Origin of the sequence: Pseudomonas sp. JQ170C, assembly GCF_035581345.1 — a bacterium.
In the GTDB taxonomy this organism is placed as follows: Bacteria; Pseudomonadota; Gammaproteobacteria; order Pseudomonadales; family Pseudomonadaceae; genus Aquipseudomonas.
On sequence record NZ_CP141608.1, the window covers coordinates 724,122 to 739,879 of the forward strand.

Consider the following 15,758-nt stretch of genomic DNA (forward strand, 5'->3'; position numbering starts at 1 on the left):
CTTGCCCCGCGATGGCGTCGTGTCAGTCACATCGCCATCGCGGGGCAAGCCCGCGCCTACGCAGGTGTTAGACGCGGAAGTGGCTGACCATGGTCTGCAGCTGGTTACCCAGGCGGGCCAGCTCGACACTGGAGGCTGCGGTTTCGTCACTGGCCGCCGCGGTCTGCTCCGACACATCGCGCACGTTGATGATGCTGCGGCTGATCTGTTCGGCCACCGCGCTCTGCTGTTCGGCCGCCGCTGCAATCTGCTGGTTCATCGACTGAATGTTCGACACGGTGCGGGTGATGCTTTCCAGCGAGGCGCCAGCCTTGCGGGTCAGCTCGACGCTGCTGTCGGTCAGGTTGCGGCTACCAAGCATCACATTGGCCACTTGCTGGGTACCGCTCTGCAAACCGGCCACCAACTCTTCGATCTCTTCGGTGGACTTCTGCGTACGCTGGGCCAGCCCACGAACCTCATCGGCCACCACGGCAAAGCCACGTCCGGCTTCACCGGCACGGGCGGCTTCGATGGCGGCGTTCAGGGCCAGCAGATTGGTTTGCTCGGCCACTGACTTGATCACATCCATGACGCTGCCGATCTTCTGGCTCTCCTGCTGCAGCAGGCCCATGGCCTCGGTGGAGCGGTGTACTTCTTCGGCCAGGCGTTCGATCTGGTTGATGGCTTCGGCGACCACTCGATCACCGTCCCGGGCCTGCGCGTCGGCATCGGTGGCGGCGGCAGAGGCGTGCTCGGCGTTGCGCGCCACCTCCTGCACGGTGGCGGCCATCTCGTGCATGGCCGTGGCGACCTGGTCGGTCTCGACTTTCTGGCTGTTGACCCCGGCGCTGGTTTCTTCGGTCACGGCCGACAGCTCTTCGGCGGCGCTGGCGATCTGGGTGACGCCGTCACGGATGCCGCTGATCAGGTCGCGCAGGGTCGCGCCCATGCGCTGGATGCCTTGTTGCAGCACGCCCAGTTCGTCGCGGCGGGTAACGCGCAGGTCATGGGTGAGGTCGCCGGCGGCGATTTTTTCCACCACGGCCAGGGTCTCGCGCAGCGGACGGGTGATCTGGCGGGTGATGACTACCGCCGCCAACACGCCCACCAACAGCGCCAGCAGGGTGGCGGTCAATTGCAGGGTACGGGCCTGGGCGCTTTCGCTGTCACGGCGTTCGAGCTGGATCGTGTACAGCGCGTCGCTGATCTTGACGATGGTGGCGCCTTGTACGGTCATTTCCTGGCGGGCCACGGCGACGTCGGCAGTGGCATCGCGGAACTGACGCACCGCTTCGCGGTAGGCCAGCACGGCGTTTTCAAACTGCTGGATGCGTGCGCCTTCGTGCGGCATCTGGCGGTTCAGGCTGGCAATCTCGGCCAGGGCGCCATCGAGCTGACGCAGGGCCAGTTGTTCGGCTTCGCTGCTGATGTCGGCTATGTAGCTGCGCACGGCCAGGCGCACCTGGAACAGCTGCTCCTTGGCCTGGGTGATGGTGCGAAACTGCTCCAGACGGCTGGCGTCGCCTTCGGGCAGGGCGAGGATATCGCGGTTGATCGCCTCGACCAGGTCGATGGCGCGCGAAGCGGCCAGGTTCATGGCGTCACGCGCCGCAAGGCTGGCCCGATAGCCGGCGCGCATCTTGTTGATCGAGACCTGGTATTCGTCGATGGTCTGGCCCAGCTCCTGGAGCAGCTTGACGTTCTCAGGGCTCTTGAAGCTCTTGAGCAGCTTTTGCTGTTGTTCGCTGAAGGCATTGAGCTTGACCTGCACGGTACCGGCGGAGGCATCGTCACCGTTGGTCAGCATGTATTGCAGGCGAGTGATACGCAGGTTGGTCAGGTCGCTGTTGAGCTGGGTGATATCGCTCATCCAGTTACTGCGGTCGATCAGCCCGCCCATGCTGTTCCAGCCGGTCAGGGCCAGCAGGCTGGTGAGCAGCAGCACCAGGCCGAAGCCCAGGCCGAGTTTCAGGTTGACGCTGATGTTGGCAAACCAGCTATTCATGCAATCCCTCCAGGAACGTTGTGCGTCTTGATCCGTATCGCTGGAAGGTTGTTGTTGTAGCCAGTCGATGTACTTGAGCATGGGTTATCGGCGGCTCGGTGCGGAGCTGAAACGCTTTTTCAGCAAAAATGACCGATGGTCGTAACCGGGTATGAAAACGGCAGCCCGAAGGGGCTGCCGTGCATCAGGGGCGGGAGTTTAGAGGGGGCGGCTGGTAAAAGTATCGCACTGGTTGATGTCGCCCTTGGCGAAGCCGGTCTTGAACCAGCGCACGCGCTGTTGCGAGGTGCCGTGGGTGAAGGAGTCCGGGACCACGCGGCCCTGGCCTTTCTGCTGCAGGCGGTCGTCGCCGATGGCGTTGGCGGCGTTCAGGGCCTCTTCGATGTCACCCGGTTCCAGCCAGTTCAGGCGTTGTTGCGCCTGATAGGCCCAGACGCCGGCCAGGCAGTCGGCCTGCAGTTCCTGGCGCACCAGCAGGCCATTGTCGCCTTCCATGCGCTCGCCGCGCTGGCGTGCCGCCTGGACCTTGGCCGACACGCCCAGCAGGGTCTGCACATGGTGACCGACTTCGTGGGCAATCACGTAGGCCTGGGCGAAGTCGCCGGCGGCGGCGAAGCGCTGCTCCATTTCGCGGAAGAAGCTCATGTCCAGGTAGACCTTCTGGTCGGCCGGGCAGTAGAAGGGGCCGACCGCCGAGGAGGCGAAGCCGCAGGCCGAATTGATCTGGCCGCTGAACAGGGTCAGGGTCGGGTCTTTGTACTGGCGGCCGGCCTGGGCAAAGATCGCCCGCCAGGTGTCTTCGGTGTCGCCGAGGATCGAGGCGACGAATTCGGCCTGCTCATCGTTGGCCGGTGGCGCCTTGGCCGGGCCCGTGCTGACCGGTGCGCTTTGCTGATCCATCTGCCCGGCCAGCTGGCCGAGAATCTGCAGGGGGTCCTGCCCGGTAATCCAGCCGATGCCGACGATCAGCAGGATCGCACCGATGCTTAGGCCCTTGCCACCGCCGAAGCGCATGCCGCCGCCACCCTCGCCACGGGCATCGACCACATTGTCGCTACGCCTGCCTTTTCGCCATTGCATAAGTGCTCTCCCGACCTTGGAAACATGAGCTAAAAGATTAGTTCACCGGGGGTCGCTCTGTCAGATTCCTGAAGGTTACATAACCATATGGTTATGAGTGAGCGGGCTCTTTTCAATATCGCCGCGGCTGAACATGCCGGAAACTGCAAGCTCGCCTGCCACGCCCAGGTGTTCCAATAATTCCAAGACAGGAGAACGGCATGTCTGCACAAGACAACAGTCGCTTCGCTATCCGTGATCGCAACTGGCACCCCAAGGCCTTGACCCCCGATTACAAAACCTCCATTGCCCGGTCGCCGCGCCAGGCATTGGTGAGCATTCCCCAGTCGATCAGCGAAAGCACCGGCCCGGATTTCTCCCACCTGAAGTTCGGCGAGCATGACCACGACCTGCTGCTCAACTTCAACAATGGCGGCTTGCCGATCGGCGAGCGGATCATCCTTGCCGGCCGCGTGTGCGACCAGTACGGCAAGCCGATCCCGCACACCCTGGTGGAGATCTGGCAGGCCAACGCCGGTGGCCGCTACCGCCACAAGAACGACCGCTACCTTGCGCCGCTGGACCCGAACTTCGGCGGTGTCGGCCGTGCCTTGACCGACAGCGAAGGCTATTACAGCTTCCGCACCATCAAGCCGGGCCCGTACCCATGGCGCAACGGCCCCAACGACTGGCGTCCGGCGCACATCCATGTGTCGATCAGCGGCCCGTCGATTGCCACCCGGTTGATTACCCAGCTGTATTTCGAGGGCGATCCGTTGATCCCGATGTGCCCGATCGTCAAGTCGATCGCCAACCCCGAGGCGGTACAGAGCCTGATTGCCCGGTTGGACATGAGCAACGCCAACCCGATGGACAGCCTGGCCTATCGCTTCGACATCGTGTTGCGCGGTCAGCGCAAGACCCACTTCGAAAACCGCTGAGGAGGTGACCATGCCCATTCAATTGCTGCCGGAAACCCCTTCGCAGACGGCCGGCCCGTATGTGCACATCGGCCTGGCCCTGGAAGCGGCCGGCAACCCGACCCGTGACCAGGAAATCTGGAACCGCATGGCCCGCCCCGATGCGCCGGGCGAGCATATCCTGGTGTTTGGCAACGTCTACGACGGCAACGGCCACCTGGTGCGCGACTCGTTCCTGGAGTTCTGGCAGGCCGACCACAATGGCCAGTACCAGGGTGATTTCGACCTGGAGCAGCCGTTCAACAGCTTTGGCCGTACCGCCACCACCTTCGATGCCGGTGAGTGGACACTGAACACCATCAAGCCGGGTGTGGTGCGCAACGCCGCGGGCGTGCCGATGGCGCCGCACATCAACGTCAGTCTGTTTGCGCGAGGGATTAACATTCACCTGCAAACGCGGCTGTATTTCGATGATGAGGCTCAGGCCAATGCCCGGTGTCCGGTGCTGAACCTGATCGAGCAGCCGCAGCGTCGCGAGACGCTGGTGGCGACGCGCTGTGAGGTGGATGGGAAGCTGGCGTACCGCTTTGACATCCGCATTCAGGGCGAAGGCGAGACAGTGTTTTTCGACTTCTGAGAACCGGTAGGAGCGGGCTTGCCCCGCGATGCGATGTGACGGACGGATCGCTATCGCGGAGCAAGCCCGCTCCTACAGCCATCATTCGTATTCGGTGACCCCGGCGATGTGCCGCCCGGCGATGTAGCCGAAGGTCGCCGCCGGTCCCAGGTTGATCCCTCCCGCCGGGTAATGCCCACCCATGATGCTGGCCATGTCGGTACCCGCCGCGTATAGCCCGGCAATGGGCTGGCGCTGGCTGTCGAGCACCTGGGCATGTTCGTTGGTCTTGAGCCCGGCAAAGGTGCCAAAGCAGCCCGGTTCCACTTTCACGGCATAGAACGGCCCTTGTTCGATGGGCGCAACGCAAGGGTTCGGGCCGTGCAGGGCATCACCCTGTTTGCGGTTGTAAGGCGTCGAGCCGCGGCCGAACGCCGGGTCTTCGCCCAGGCGGGCGTGGCGGTTGTACTCGGTCACGGTGTCTTGCAAGCCTTGCGGGTCGATGCCGCAGGCTTTGGCCAGGGCTTCGAGGGTGTTGCCGACCTTGAGGTAGCCCGAGTCGATACAGGGCTGCAGCGGCAGCGGGAAGGGGCGAGAAATGCCCAGCCCATAGCGGCGCTGGAAGGCATGGCTGCAGATCAGCCACGACGCCACCTGCTCCCCCGGCGCCTGGGCGACCATGGCACTGACATAGTCGTAATAGCCGTCGGCTTCGTTGACGAAGCGCTTGCCGTTGGCCAGCACGCCGATGATGCCGGGCTTGCCGCGTTCGATGATGTGCGGGAAGTGTCCGACCGTGCCGTCCTTGTGCGCCACACGCGACACCGGCGCCCAGGCCACCGGGCTGTGCAGGTCGTCCGCCACCTGGCCGCCGACGCTTTCGCCCAGGCGCAGGCCATCACCGTTGACGCCCAGTGGCGGCAAGGCCAGGTGTTCATGCCCGGTGGGCGTGCGCGGAAACAGCGCCTTGCGTCGCTCGATGTCGTTGGCAAAGCCACCGGCCGCCAGCACCACCGCCTTGCGGGCATGGAGGGTCACCGGGCCGTGAGCCGTGTCGACCACGGCGCCACTCACCCGGCCCTGCTCATGGATCAATGCCGTAGCCGGGGCCGACGCCCACAGGAGCACCCCCAGGTCTTCTGCCGACTTGGCCAGGCGTGCCACCAGCGCTACGCCATTGACCAGTTGCAAGGCGCGGCCGTGCAGGGCCAGATCGAGCAGGTGCCGGCTGACGCGTTTACCCACATGCAGCAGCGAGCGCCACGAGCGGGTGAGGGTGAGAAAGGCGCCGAGGTCTTTGCCGGCCATGATCGGCATGCCGATGAACGACGTTTCGCGCATGGTCTTGCGCAGGCGCTTGAGCAGTTTGCCCAGCTGGCGGGCGTCATAGGGCGCGGCGATCACTGAGCGTCCGCCGGTGCCGGCACCCGGTGTTTGCCCATGGATGTCGGCGATACCGTTGCCGTCGGCAAACTGCAAGGCTGTGTGGCGCTCGAAGAACGACACCATGCGCGGCGCGGCGTCGAGAAAGGCATCGATCATCGCGGCGTCGAAGCGCTCGCCCAGTTCGTGTTCAAGATAGGTGCGCGGTTGTGAGCGGTCTTCGATGATGCCGGCGCGCTGCGCCAAGGGGTTGCACGGTACCCACATCCAGCCGCCGGACCAGGCGGTGGCGCCGCCGAACACGGCGTCCTTTTCCACCACGATGACCTTCTGCCCGTGCCAGGCGGCGGTCACTGCCGCCGACAAACCGGCAGCGCCGGAACCGATGACCAGTACATCGCAATCCACGCGGGAGGACGTGGGGGTATCGACAGCCATGGGCAGTGTCTCCTGAATGTTGGGTTTTGTTATATTCTGGAACAAGATTCCATATTCTATGATTCGGGGCGTCTCGCGGCCAAGTGGCCGGAGCGACAAAGTGGGCGAAGATCGGACAGTGATTTGCGCTTTGCCCGCGGCTCTTTAGAATCGGCACAATTTTCAGGGACCGTGACCATGGCCGGCAGTCAGATCGAACGCGCGTTCAGCCTTGTTGAACGCCTTACCAGCGAGCCCCGCGGCCTGCCATTGCAGACCCTGGCCGACGAGCTGGATATCCCCAAGAGCGCCACCCACCGCATGCTCACCGAGTTGATGCGCCTGGGTTATGTGCGCCAGAACCCGGAGAGCAGCCGCTATCACCTGAGCACGCGGCTGGTGGCCATGGGCTTTCGCTACCTGGCCAGCAGCGGTGCCGATATCGTTCAGCCGATTCTTGATCAGCTGGCGCAACAGACCGGTGAGCTGGTGCGCCTGGGGGTGATCGACGGCGACCGCCAGACCTGGATCGCCAAGGCCCAGGGCGCCCGCTCGGGCTTGCGTTACGACCCGGACATGGGCCGCGATGCGCCGCTGTTCTATACCGCCTCCGGACATGCCTGGCTGTCGAGCCTGAGCGATGCCCAGGCCCTGGTGCTGGTGGAGCGCCAGGGCATTGCCCGGCGTGAAGACTTCGGCCCCAATGCCCCGGCCTCCAATGCCCAATTGCTCGAACGCCTGCGCTTGGCGCGCGAGCACGGCTATGCCTGGGTGGTGGAAAGCTCGGCGGTGGGGACGTCGGCATTGGCGGCGGTGGTGCGCCACCCGGTCGATGGCCATGCGGTGGGCGTGCTCAGCGTGGCCGGGCCCAGCGCGCGGATGAGCGAGGCGCGTATGCATGAGCTGGCGCCGGTGCTGCTGGCGGCGGCAGCAGAGCTGTCGGCGGCCAGCCCCGCTTCCGAGTTGTTCGTCTCGTAGGAGCGGGCTTGCCCCGCGATGCGATGTAACTGACACGACGCCGTCGCGGGGCAAGCCCGCTCCTACAGGTTTTTCTTGCATTGAAAATGGAACTTGGTTCTAAATAATCAAAATTCATTCTGCGAGATAACAACAATGAGTCAACGCGTGATGTCCCTGGCTGCCCTGACAGTGCTGGAGCTGTCACCCGAAGCAATGGTCGAGGTCGCCGCCCGTGCGGGCTACAGCCATGTCGGCCTGCGTCTTGAGCCGGCGACGCCGGAGGAACATCACTTCGCGCTGGTGACCGATGCCGACCTGCGCCGCCGCACGGCGGCCCGTTTGCGCGACACCGGCATCCAGGTGCTGGACTTGGAAATCCTGCGGCTCAAGCCAGAAACCTGTGTATCCGATTTTGAAGCCTTGCTGGCCGTGGGCGCCGAGTTCGGTGCCAGCGAATTGCTGGTGGCCGGCAACGACCCGGACGAGCGTCGCCTGACGGATAACTTCGCCGCCCTGTGCGACCTGGCCGGGGAGTACGGCCTGCACCCGCACCTGGAGTTCATGCCCTGGACCGACGCGAAGAACCTCACCCAGGCCCTGCGTATCGTCGAGCAGGCCGGGCGCGACAATGGCTGTGTGCTGGTCGATGCCTTTCACTTCGACCGCTCGGCGTCGTCGCTGGATGCGTTGCGCCAGGTCGCGCCGGCGCGTCTGCGATATGCTCAGCTGTGCGATGTGGCCGGTCCGCGTCCTGACGACATGGCCGAGATCTTGCGTCAGGCCCGCAACGAGCGGCGCTTTCCGGGCGACGGTGATTGCGACCTGGCGGGGCTGCTGCAGTGCCTGCCGTCGTCGATCCCCCTGAGTCTGGAAATTCCCACCCGGGAGTTGTATGAACAGGGCGTGAGCGCCCTGCAACGGGCACAGATGGCCCTGGACAAGACCCGTCAGCTGCTTGAGCAGCACTAACCTGCGAGCCGATTACATGCCCCGTCCCACCGCGCTTACCGACGCCACCCAGCCACTGCGGGGCATTTTGCTGGTGGTGCTGGCGACCTTCCTGTTTGCCAGCCACGACGCATTGTCCAAGTACCTGGCCGGGTTCTATCCGATCCTCTGGGTCGTGTGGGCGCGCTACCTGGTGCACACCTTGCTGATGATGGCGATCTTCCTGCCGCAGTCCGGGTTGCGGGTGTTGCGCACCCGTCGGCCGGGGCTGCAGGCGTTGCGGGCGTTGTGCCTGCTGGGTACCAGTCTGTTGTTCACCACGGCGTTGCAGTTCATCCCGCTGGCGGAAGCCACGGCGGTGAACTTTCTTGCGCCCTTGCTGGTGACGGCGCTGTCGCTGCCGCTGCTGGGCGAGAAGGTGACCCGGGGGCAGTGGGTCGCGGTGCTGGTGAGTTTTGTCGGCGTCACGGTGATCATCCACCCGGGCGGTGAGTTGTTCACCCCGGCGGTGCTGCTGCCGTTTGGCTCGGCGTTGTGCTTTTGCTTCTACCAGCTCTTGACCCGCAAGCTCAGCGGCATCGACAGCCCGACCACCAGCAACTTCTTCACCGGCGTGCTCAACACACTGATCATGAGTGCCATCGTGCCGATGTTCTGGCAGACCCCGACCCTGGTACACGGTCTGATGGCGGTGGCGCTGGGTACCTGCGGGATGACGGCGCACCTGTTCCTGACCCAGGCCTTCCGCCATGCGCCCCCGGCGATGCTGGCGCCGTTCAGCTACTGCCAGATCGTGTTTGCCGGGGTGCTTGGCCTGGTGCTGTTCGGACACAGCCCGGACATGGCCGGGCTGGTGGGGATTGCCTTGATCTGCCTGAGCGGGCTGGGCGCTGCCTGGTTGCAGCGCAAGCCTTAGGCTTCGACCTTGGGCACCTTGCGGGGGGCCGTCAGGTACATCCAGACCAGGGCGATGAAGTACATGGCCGGGATCATGGTGAACAGCAGGGTGTAATTGTTGTTGGTGGTGGTCAGGATGTAGCCCACCAACTGGGTCATGAACATTCCGCCGATGGCCGCGCACATGCCGCCGAAACCGAACACCGTGCTCATCATGTGCTTGGGGGTGTAGTCCATCACCAGGCTCCAGATGTTGGCTGTCCAGGCCTGGTGGGCGGCAATGGCCAGGGAGATGGCCAGTACCGCGACCCACAGGCTGCTGGCGCCGGCGGCGAAGATCACGCTGACGATGGTGGCGGCGAACAGCAGCATCGACAGCAGGCGCGCCTTGACCGGGGCCATGCCGCGACCGATCAGGAACGACGAGAGAATGCCGCCGCCGACGCTGCCGAAGTCAGCGCTCAGGTAGATGACGATCAGCGGGATGCCCATCTGGGTCACGCTGATACCCAGGTTGTACTGCTGATTGAGAAACGGCGGCAGCCAGTACAGGTAGAACCAGAACACTGGCGCGGTGATCGAGTAGGCCAGGGCGAAGGCCCAGGTGCCCCGCATGCGCAGGATCCGCGAGAACGGCACGCGGGTTTGTTCCGGCTCCAATTCACTTTGCACGTAGGCAAGTTCTTCCTGGCTGACGCTCGGGTGGTTCTCGGGGTTGTAGTACTTCAGGCCCCAGAACACCACCCACACCAGGCCCAGTGCGGCCATGCCCATGAACGCAGCCTGCCAGCCCCACACGGTGAGGATCAGCGGCAGCAGCATCGGGGTGAACATCGCGCCCACGTTGGTGCCGGCGTTGAAGATGCCGGTCGCCACAGCCCGCTCGCCGGCCGGGAACCACAGGCGCGTGGTCTTGACGCAGGCGGGGTAGTTGGCCGCTTCGGTGAGGCCGAGGATGAACCGGCAGACCATGAAGCCCACCGCCGAAGTCGCCAGGCCATGGGCACCGGTCGCCAGGCTCCAGAGCAGTACGGCGCAGAAGAACACGCGCTTGACGCCGATGCGGTCGATCAACCGGCCCTGGAGGACGAAGCCGATGGCGTAGCCCACCTGGAACCAGAAGTTGATGTTGGCGTAATCCATCGCCGTCCAGCTCATTTCCTTGGCCAGGATCGGCTGCATGACGCCCAGGGCGGCGCGGTCGATGTAGTTCAGGGTGGTGGCGAAGAACACCAGGGCCAGCATGACCCAACGGGTCTTGCCCACCGCCATGGCGCCACGGATTTTGTCGCCGATGCCGGCGTGCGGGGTGCTGGCCAGCGGCTGGGCCATGCGGGTGCTTTGTGAATGGATCATGGGAGGGTTACCCGTATTTTTATGTTTATGGGTCAAGCCTTGGGTCACGCATCACTACGGTCGCCGGGGTGCTCGGCGGTCGATTGAGCGGCAGGGGTCGACGGGCTTTTGGCCCCTCGAGCAACACTGCCCGGTGTCGAAATGGTGCGCCTGTGGTCAAAAAAGGGTCAATTCGCAGAACGCTATTATGGGCGATAATCGAACACAAAACTAACCAGTTCGTACATATTGCATTGAGCAATTTTTGCCCAGCGCCAATACTGGCTGCATCCGGGTTTTGCCTACCCATCGGAGCGAATAAAAATGCAGCGTTCGATTGCCACTGTGTCCTTGAGCGGTACCTTGCCTGAAAAACTCGAAGCCATAGCCGCCGCGGGGTTCGACGGGGTCGAGATCTTCGAGAATGACTTGCTGTACTACGCCGGCAGCCCGCGGGAAATCCGCCAGCGCTGCGCCGATCTGGGCCTGGCAATCACCCTGTTTCAACCGTTCCGCGACTTCGAGGGCTGCCGCCGCGACCGCCTGGTACGCAACCTGGACCGGGCCGAGCGCAAGTTCGACCTGATGCAGGAGCTGGGCACCGATCTGGTGCTGGTGTGCAGCAACGTCGCCGCCGATTCCCTGGGCGAACGCGAGGTGTTGATCGATGACCTGCGCCTGCTGGCCGAACGTGCCGGGGCGCGGGATCTGCGCATTGGTTACGAGGCGCTGGCCTGGGGTCGTCATGTGAACACCTGGGAGCAGGTCTGGGACATCGTCAAGGCGGGCGATCATCCAAGCCTGGGCATGATTCTCGACAGTTTCCACACCTTGTCGATCAAAGGTGATCCGCGCGGCATTGCCCAGGTGCCGGGCGACAAGATCTTTTTCGTGCAAATGGCCGATGCACCCGTGCTGGCCATGGATGTGCTGGAGTGGAGCCGCCATTTCCGTTGCTTCCCGGGGCAGGGCGAATTCGACCTGGCCGGGTTCCTGGCGCCGATCCTGGCCAGCGGTTATCGCGGGCCGTTGTCGCTGGAAATCTTCAACGACGGTTTCCGCGCAGCGCCACCACGGGCCAATGCCGCCGACGGCCTGCGCTCGCTGTTGTACCTGGAAGAGAAGACCCGCCAGCGCCTCGAGCAGGACAACCCGCAACCGCTGGACGACTTGCTGTTCGCCCCGCCCGCCGCCAGCGCCTACGACGGCATCGAGTTCCTTGAGTTCGCCGTGGACGACGCACTGGGCGCCAAGCTGGGCAATTGGCTGGAGCGCCTGGGCTTTACCCGCGCCGGTGCGCACCGCTCGAAGAACGTCAGCTTGCTGCGCCAGGGTGACATCAACCTGATCCTCAACGCCGAACCCTATTCGTTCGCCCACAACTTCTTTGAAAGCCATGGTCCGTCGTTGTGTGCCACGGCGATCCGGGTCAAGGACAGCGCCCAGGCCCTGGCCCGGGCCGTGGCCTATCACGGCCAGCCGTATCGCGGCCTGGTCGGGCCCAACGAACGTGAACTGGCCGCGGTGCGGGCGCCGGATGGCAGCCTGATCTACCTCGTCGATCAGGACGCCGAAGGCCGCACCATCTACGACACCGACTTCAGCCAGTTGCAGCCGTCGGGCAACAGCCTGGGGCTCAAACGCATCGACCACATGGCCCTGGCCCTGCCGGCCGATGGCCTGGACAGCTGGGCGCTGTTCTACAAGAGCCTGCTGGACTTCACCGCCGACGACGAGGTGGTACTGCCCGACCCTTACGGCCTGGTGAAAAGCCGTGCGCTGCGCAGTCGCTGCAGCTCGATCCGCCTGCCGCTGAACATCTCGGAAAACCGCAATACCGCCATTGCCCATGCGCTGTCGCACTATCGCGGCTCGGGTGTGCACCACATTGCGTTCGACTGCGACGATATCTTTGCGGCGGTCAAGCAGGCCAAGGAGGCGGGCGTGGCGTTGCTCGACATCCCGCTCAACTACTACGACGACCTGGCCGCACGCTTTGACTTCGACGACGAGTTCCTCAGCGAACTGGCCTACTACAACGTGCTCTACGACCGCGACGCCCAGGGCGGCGAGCTGTTCCATGTGTACACCGAGCCGTTCGAGGAGCGTTTTTTCTTCGAGGTGCTGCAGCGTCGCAATGGCTACAGTGGCTATGGCGCGGCCAACGTGGCCGTGCGTCTGGCCGCCATGGCCAAGGCGCGGGCCGGTGCGCCGGCGCAGGCCCGTTTGTAGGCAGGCTTTCTTCCTTATCCCCCGGGGCTCATAATCACCGGGTTAACCGTTGGCCACGAGTCCCGTATGACGACTACCCCAGCACTTTTCGCAGCCCCGGAACCGGCGGCGCGCAAAGGCCGCAAGAACAACCCGGAAAAAACCCGCGAGAACATTCTTCAAGCGGCGATCAGCGAGTTCGTCCAGCAGGGGCTGGCCGGGGCGCGGGTCGATTCGATCGCCGAGCGCACCCAGACCTCCAAGCGGATGATCTACTACTACTTCAACAGCAAGGAGCAGTTGTACGTCGAGGTGCTGGAGAAGCTCTACGGTGATATCCGCAACACTGAAAGCAGCCTGAACCTGGCCGAGCTGGAACCGCGCCAGGGCATTCGCCGGTTGGTGGAATTCACCTTCGATCACCATGATCGCAATGTCGATTTCGTGCGCATCGTCTGCAACGAGAACATGCACCACGGCGAGTACGTGAAGTGCTCCTCGACCATCCGCTCAATGAACAAGACGGTGCTTACCGCGCTGGACGAGATCCTGCACCGCGGTGCCGAGCAAGGCCTGTTCCGCCAGGGGCTGCAAGCGCTGGATGTGCACCTGCTGATCAGCTCGTTCTGTTTTTACCGGGTATCGAACCGGCACACCTTTGGTGAGCTGTTCCAGGTCGATTTCGAGGATGAGGCGATCAAGGATCGCCATCGCGAGATGATCTGCGAGTCGGTGCTGCGGTATTTGCAGGCGTGATCGCGAGGCAAGCCCGCTCCTACAGGGATGTGTAGGAGCGGGCTTGCCCCGCGAAGCTTTTCAGCCGCCCAGGCTGTTGAAGTGCTCGATCATCCGCGAAGCATCCGCAGTCACCCCGCTGAACAACTCGAACGCCTTCACCGCCTGGAACACCGCCATGTTCGAGCCATCCAGGGTCCGGCATCCCAACGCCCGCGCCTCACGCAGCAGCTCGGTTTCCAGCGGGAAATAAACAATCTCCGCCACCCACAATGCAGGGCGCAGCAACGCCTTGGGTACCGGCATGCCCGGCAGCTTGGCCATCCCCATCGGCGTGGTATTGACCAGCCCGTCGGCGGCGACCAGGGCACTTTCCAGGTCATGGCCGACGCGGGCGCGGCTGCCGTTGACGTGTTGATTGAGGTTATCCACCAGCGCCTGCGCGCGGGCCGTTTCGACATCGAACACGGTCAGTTGCGCGACGCCTTCGGCCAGCAGTGCGTGTGCCACCGCAGCCCCTGCACCGCCGGCACCCATCTGCACCACCCGGGCGCGCGGCGCATCGGCCAGGCCCCGGCGAAAGCCTTCGGCAAAGCCCAGGCAGTCGGTGTTGTGGCCGATGCGCTTGCCGTCCTTGAGCACCACGGTGTTGACCGCACCAATGCCCCGCGCTTCAGCCGAGAGATCGTCCAGCAATGGCAGGATCGCCTGCTTGCACGGGAAGGTGATGTTCAGGCCGGTGTAACCCATCGACTCGGCAGCGGTGAGCAGTTGCTCCAGCGCGGTGCTGTCCAGTTGCAGGCGGTCCAGGTCGATCAGCCGGTACAGGTAATTCAAGCCCTGGGCACGGCCTTCGTGCTCATGCAGCGCAGGGGTGCGCGAGGCCTGGATGCCTGCGCCGATCAGGCCGGCGAGAATGCCGCCGGAGGTGGCCGGGTTCATGGGGAAACTCCATTGTTGTTCTTGGAAATGGCGTTCAGTGAAAATGTACCGTTTGGTTAATAAGGTCAATTGGCGGAGCCGGGGGGCCGTACTTTTCTGTGCGCTGATCGCACAGCCTGTGCTACACCTGATGATTTGAGCTGCCTGCGGAGGGAGACATGGCAATGCCGTTCAACGATTCACAGTTGATGGGTGAAACCTGGCCGGGGCTGGCCAGCCTCACCCAGTCGATCTTCGCCGGTCTTGGCGGGCAGGGCTTTCGCAACAGCTTTCACCTCGACCGCTCGCAGGCTACCTGCCTGATGTTGATCGACGGCCTGGGCTGGAACCTGTTGAAGGCCCATGCCCGCCACGCGCCGTTTCTGGCTTCACTGGCGCAGCCGGATTCCAGTTTTCGCGTTGGTTTCCCCGCGACCACTGCATCGAGCCTGGCTTCGGTCACTTCAGGGCTGGGCAGTGGTGCCCACGGCATTGTCGGCTGCAGCTTTGCCCTGGATGAGCACACCGAGCTTTCGCCTTTGCAGTGGGCCACCGCTGCGCTGCAACCCGGAGCGCAGCCTTGTGCGGCGCCGGCTCCGGCGTCGTTCATCGTGCCGCCCGATGCGTGGAGCCTGGCTGCTGAACAGGGCATCGCCATCAGTACGGTGATGCTGGGGCGCTTTGCCAACTCGGCGTTCAGCCAGGCGATCTACAAGGCCGGACAGATACTGCCCGCACCCGCGTACGACGCTTATCCTTCGCTGGTCAATGCGGCGCTGGACGTAGCAGGGCCGGCGTTCTGCTTTGCCTATTTCGGCGACCTGGATTTTGCCGGGCACCTGTTCGGCCCCGGTTCGGACGGCTGGATCAATCAACTGCAGATTGCCGATCAACTGGCCCAGGCCATCGCCCGCGGGTTACCGGAACGCGCCCAGCTGATGATCATCGCCGACCACGGCATGCTGGCGCTGGACAGCGAGCAGGTGCGGGACTTCGACCTTGAGCCCGCCTTGCAGGAAGGCGTACGCGCTATCGCGGGGGATGTCCGCGCGCGCTATCTCTACACCCACGAACACCAGCAGGATCGCGTGCATGAGCGCTGGCAGAACCGTCTTGGCGACGACTACCGGGTATTGAGCAAGGCCCAGGCGATTGCCAAGGGATTGTTTGGGGATGTGATGCTCAGCCAGGCCGAGGCGCGGATCGGCGACTTGATCGTGGTGCCGAACGGGGCAGGGGGGATTATTCGCAGCGAGGTGGAGAAGCATGCCAGCCAGTGGCGTGGGCACCATGGGGCGTTGACGGATGAGGACCAGGTGGTGCCGTTGCTGATGTACTCGTGAAGCTGTCGCGGGGCCAGCCCGCTCCT

13 protein-coding genes are annotated in these 15,758 nt (G+C 64.0%); 8 read left to right on the forward strand and 5 right to left on the reverse strand.

Features of this window, described 5'->3' with window-relative positions; genetic code table 11:
- Positions 1-67: 67 nt before the first annotated feature.
- Both U9R80_RS03165 and ypfJ read right to left on the reverse strand, forming a co-directional pair.
- Entirely contained in the window at positions 68-1,987 is a 1,920-nt protein-coding gene (locus U9R80_RS03165; protein ID WP_324804800.1) for a methyl-accepting chemotaxis protein, read from the reverse strand.
- A gap of 198 nt (positions 1,988-2,185) precedes the next feature.
- Entirely contained in the window at positions 2,186-3,067 is an 882-nt protein-coding gene (ypfJ, locus tag U9R80_RS03170; RefSeq protein WP_301842615.1) for a KPN_02809 family neutral zinc metallopeptidase, read from the reverse strand.
- 200 nt (positions 3,068-3,267) lie between these two features.
- On the opposite strand from ypfJ, the gene pcaH reads away from it, so the two are divergent.
- Positions 3,268-3,987, forward strand: coding sequence for a protocatechuate 3,4-dioxygenase subunit beta (gene pcaH / locus U9R80_RS03175; RefSeq protein WP_301842613.1), 720 nt, complete (start codon positions 3,268-3,270; stop codon positions 3,985-3,987).
- Between the two features lie 10 nt (positions 3,988-3,997).
- Positions 3,998-4,603 (forward strand): protocatechuate 3,4-dioxygenase subunit alpha, encoded by a 606-nt coding sequence (gene pcaG / locus U9R80_RS03180; RefSeq protein ID WP_301842610.1) that lies wholly within the window; start codon positions 3,998-4,000, stop codon positions 4,601-4,603.
- Positions 4,604-4,684: 81 nt separating this feature from the next.
- On the opposite strand, the gene U9R80_RS03185 is transcribed toward pcaG, so the two are convergent.
- Positions 4,685-6,403, reverse strand: a complete 1,719-nt coding sequence (locus U9R80_RS03185; RefSeq protein WP_301842607.1) for an FAD-dependent oxidoreductase — start codon at positions 6,401-6,403, stop codon at positions 4,685-4,687.
- Between the two features lie 177 nt (positions 6,404-6,580).
- Here U9R80_RS03185 and U9R80_RS03190 point away from each other — a divergent pair, with 177 nt between their 5' ends.
- The 3 genes from U9R80_RS03190 to U9R80_RS03200 all read left to right on the forward strand — a co-directional run bounded on the left by U9R80_RS03190 (position 6,581) and on the right by U9R80_RS03200 (position 9,206).
- Positions 6,581-7,360: an IclR family transcriptional regulator gene (locus U9R80_RS03190; protein WP_301842605.1), complete on the forward strand. Its 780-nt coding sequence runs from the start codon at positions 6,581-6,583 to the stop codon at positions 7,358-7,360.
- Positions 7,361-7,495: 135 nt separating this feature from the next.
- Positions 7,496-8,311, forward strand: coding sequence for a sugar phosphate isomerase/epimerase family protein (locus U9R80_RS03195; RefSeq protein ID WP_301842604.1), 816 nt, complete (start codon positions 7,496-7,498; stop codon positions 8,309-8,311).
- 16 nt (positions 8,312-8,327) lie between these two features.
- A complete protein-coding gene (locus tag U9R80_RS03200; protein ID WP_301842601.1) occupies positions 8,328-9,206 on the forward strand; it encodes a DMT family transporter in 879 nt (292 codons plus the stop codon).
- Here U9R80_RS03200 and U9R80_RS03205 read toward each other — a convergent pair.
- Positions 9,203-10,543 carry an MFS transporter gene (locus tag U9R80_RS03205; RefSeq protein WP_301842599.1) on the reverse strand — a complete coding sequence of 447 codons (1,341 nt, stop codon included), beginning with the start codon at positions 10,541-10,543 and terminating at the stop codon, positions 9,203-9,205. The two genes, U9R80_RS03200 and U9R80_RS03205, sit on opposite strands and share 4 nt — an antisense overlap.
- 303 nt (positions 10,544-10,846) lie before the next feature.
- Between U9R80_RS03205 and quiC the strand changes: the two genes are divergently transcribed.
- Positions 10,847-12,754, forward strand: coding sequence for a 3-dehydroshikimate dehydratase QuiC (gene quiC / locus U9R80_RS03210; protein ID WP_301842597.1), 1,908 nt, complete (start codon positions 10,847-10,849; stop codon positions 12,752-12,754).
- Positions 12,755-12,820: 66 nt separating this feature from the next.
- Positions 12,821-13,489: a TetR family transcriptional regulator gene (locus U9R80_RS03215; RefSeq protein WP_301842596.1), complete on the forward strand. Its 669-nt coding sequence runs from the start codon at positions 12,821-12,823 to the stop codon at positions 13,487-13,489.
- A 60-nt stretch (positions 13,490-13,549) separates the two neighbouring features.
- Here the strand turns inward: U9R80_RS03215 and U9R80_RS03220 are convergent, their stop codons facing one another.
- Positions 13,550-14,410 carry a shikimate dehydrogenase gene (locus U9R80_RS03220; RefSeq protein ID WP_301842594.1) on the reverse strand — a complete coding sequence of 287 codons (861 nt, stop codon included), beginning with the start codon at positions 14,408-14,410 and terminating at the stop codon, positions 13,550-13,552.
- A 158-nt stretch (positions 14,411-14,568) separates the two neighbouring features.
- Here U9R80_RS03220 and U9R80_RS03225 point away from each other — a divergent pair, with 158 nt between their 5' ends.
- Complete coding sequence (locus tag U9R80_RS03225) at positions 14,569-15,732, forward strand: alkaline phosphatase family protein (RefSeq protein ID WP_301842592.1); 1,164 nt, start codon at positions 14,569-14,571, stop codon at positions 15,730-15,732.
- The last annotated feature ends 26 nt before the right edge of the window (positions 15,733-15,758 follow it).

Bases quoted from the DNA above. Each gene is read 5' to 3' on its own strand.
- U9R80_RS03165 (WP_324804800.1), bottom strand. From the start codon at position 1,987: ATGAATAGCTGGTTTGCCAACATCAGCGTCAACCTGAAACTCGGCCTG.
- ypfJ (WP_301842615.1), bottom strand. From the start codon at position 3,067: ATGCAATGGCGAAAAGGCAGGCGTAGCGACAATGTGGTCGATGCCCGT.
- pcaH (WP_301842613.1), top strand. From the start codon at position 3,268: ATGTCTGCACAAGACAACAGTCGCTTCGCTATCCGTGATCGCAACTGG.
- pcaG (WP_301842610.1), top strand. From the start codon at position 3,998: ATGCCCATTCAATTGCTGCCGGAAACCCCTTCGCAGACGGCCGGCCCG.
- U9R80_RS03185 (WP_301842607.1), bottom strand. From the start codon at position 6,403: ATGGCTGTCGATACCCCCACGTCCTCCCGCGTGGATTGCGATGTACTG.
- U9R80_RS03190 (WP_301842605.1), top strand. From the start codon at position 6,581: ATGGCCGGCAGTCAGATCGAACGCGCGTTCAGCCTTGTTGAACGCCTT.
- U9R80_RS03195 (WP_301842604.1), top strand. From the start codon at position 7,496: ATGAGTCAACGCGTGATGTCCCTGGCTGCCCTGACAGTGCTGGAGCTG.
- U9R80_RS03200 (WP_301842601.1), top strand. From the start codon at position 8,328: ATGCCCCGTCCCACCGCGCTTACCGACGCCACCCAGCCACTGCGGGGC.
- U9R80_RS03205 (WP_301842599.1), bottom strand. From the start codon at position 10,543: ATGATCCATTCACAAAGCACCCGCATGGCCCAGCCGCTGGCCAGCACC.
- quiC (WP_301842597.1), top strand. From the start codon at position 10,847: ATGCAGCGTTCGATTGCCACTGTGTCCTTGAGCGGTACCTTGCCTGAA.
- U9R80_RS03215 (WP_301842596.1), top strand. From the start codon at position 12,821: ATGACGACTACCCCAGCACTTTTCGCAGCCCCGGAACCGGCGGCGCGC.
- U9R80_RS03220 (WP_301842594.1), bottom strand. From the start codon at position 14,410: ATGAACCCGGCCACCTCCGGCGGCATTCTCGCCGGCCTGATCGGCGCA.
- U9R80_RS03225 (WP_301842592.1), top strand. From the start codon at position 14,569: ATGGCAATGCCGTTCAACGATTCACAGTTGATGGGTGAAACCTGGCCG.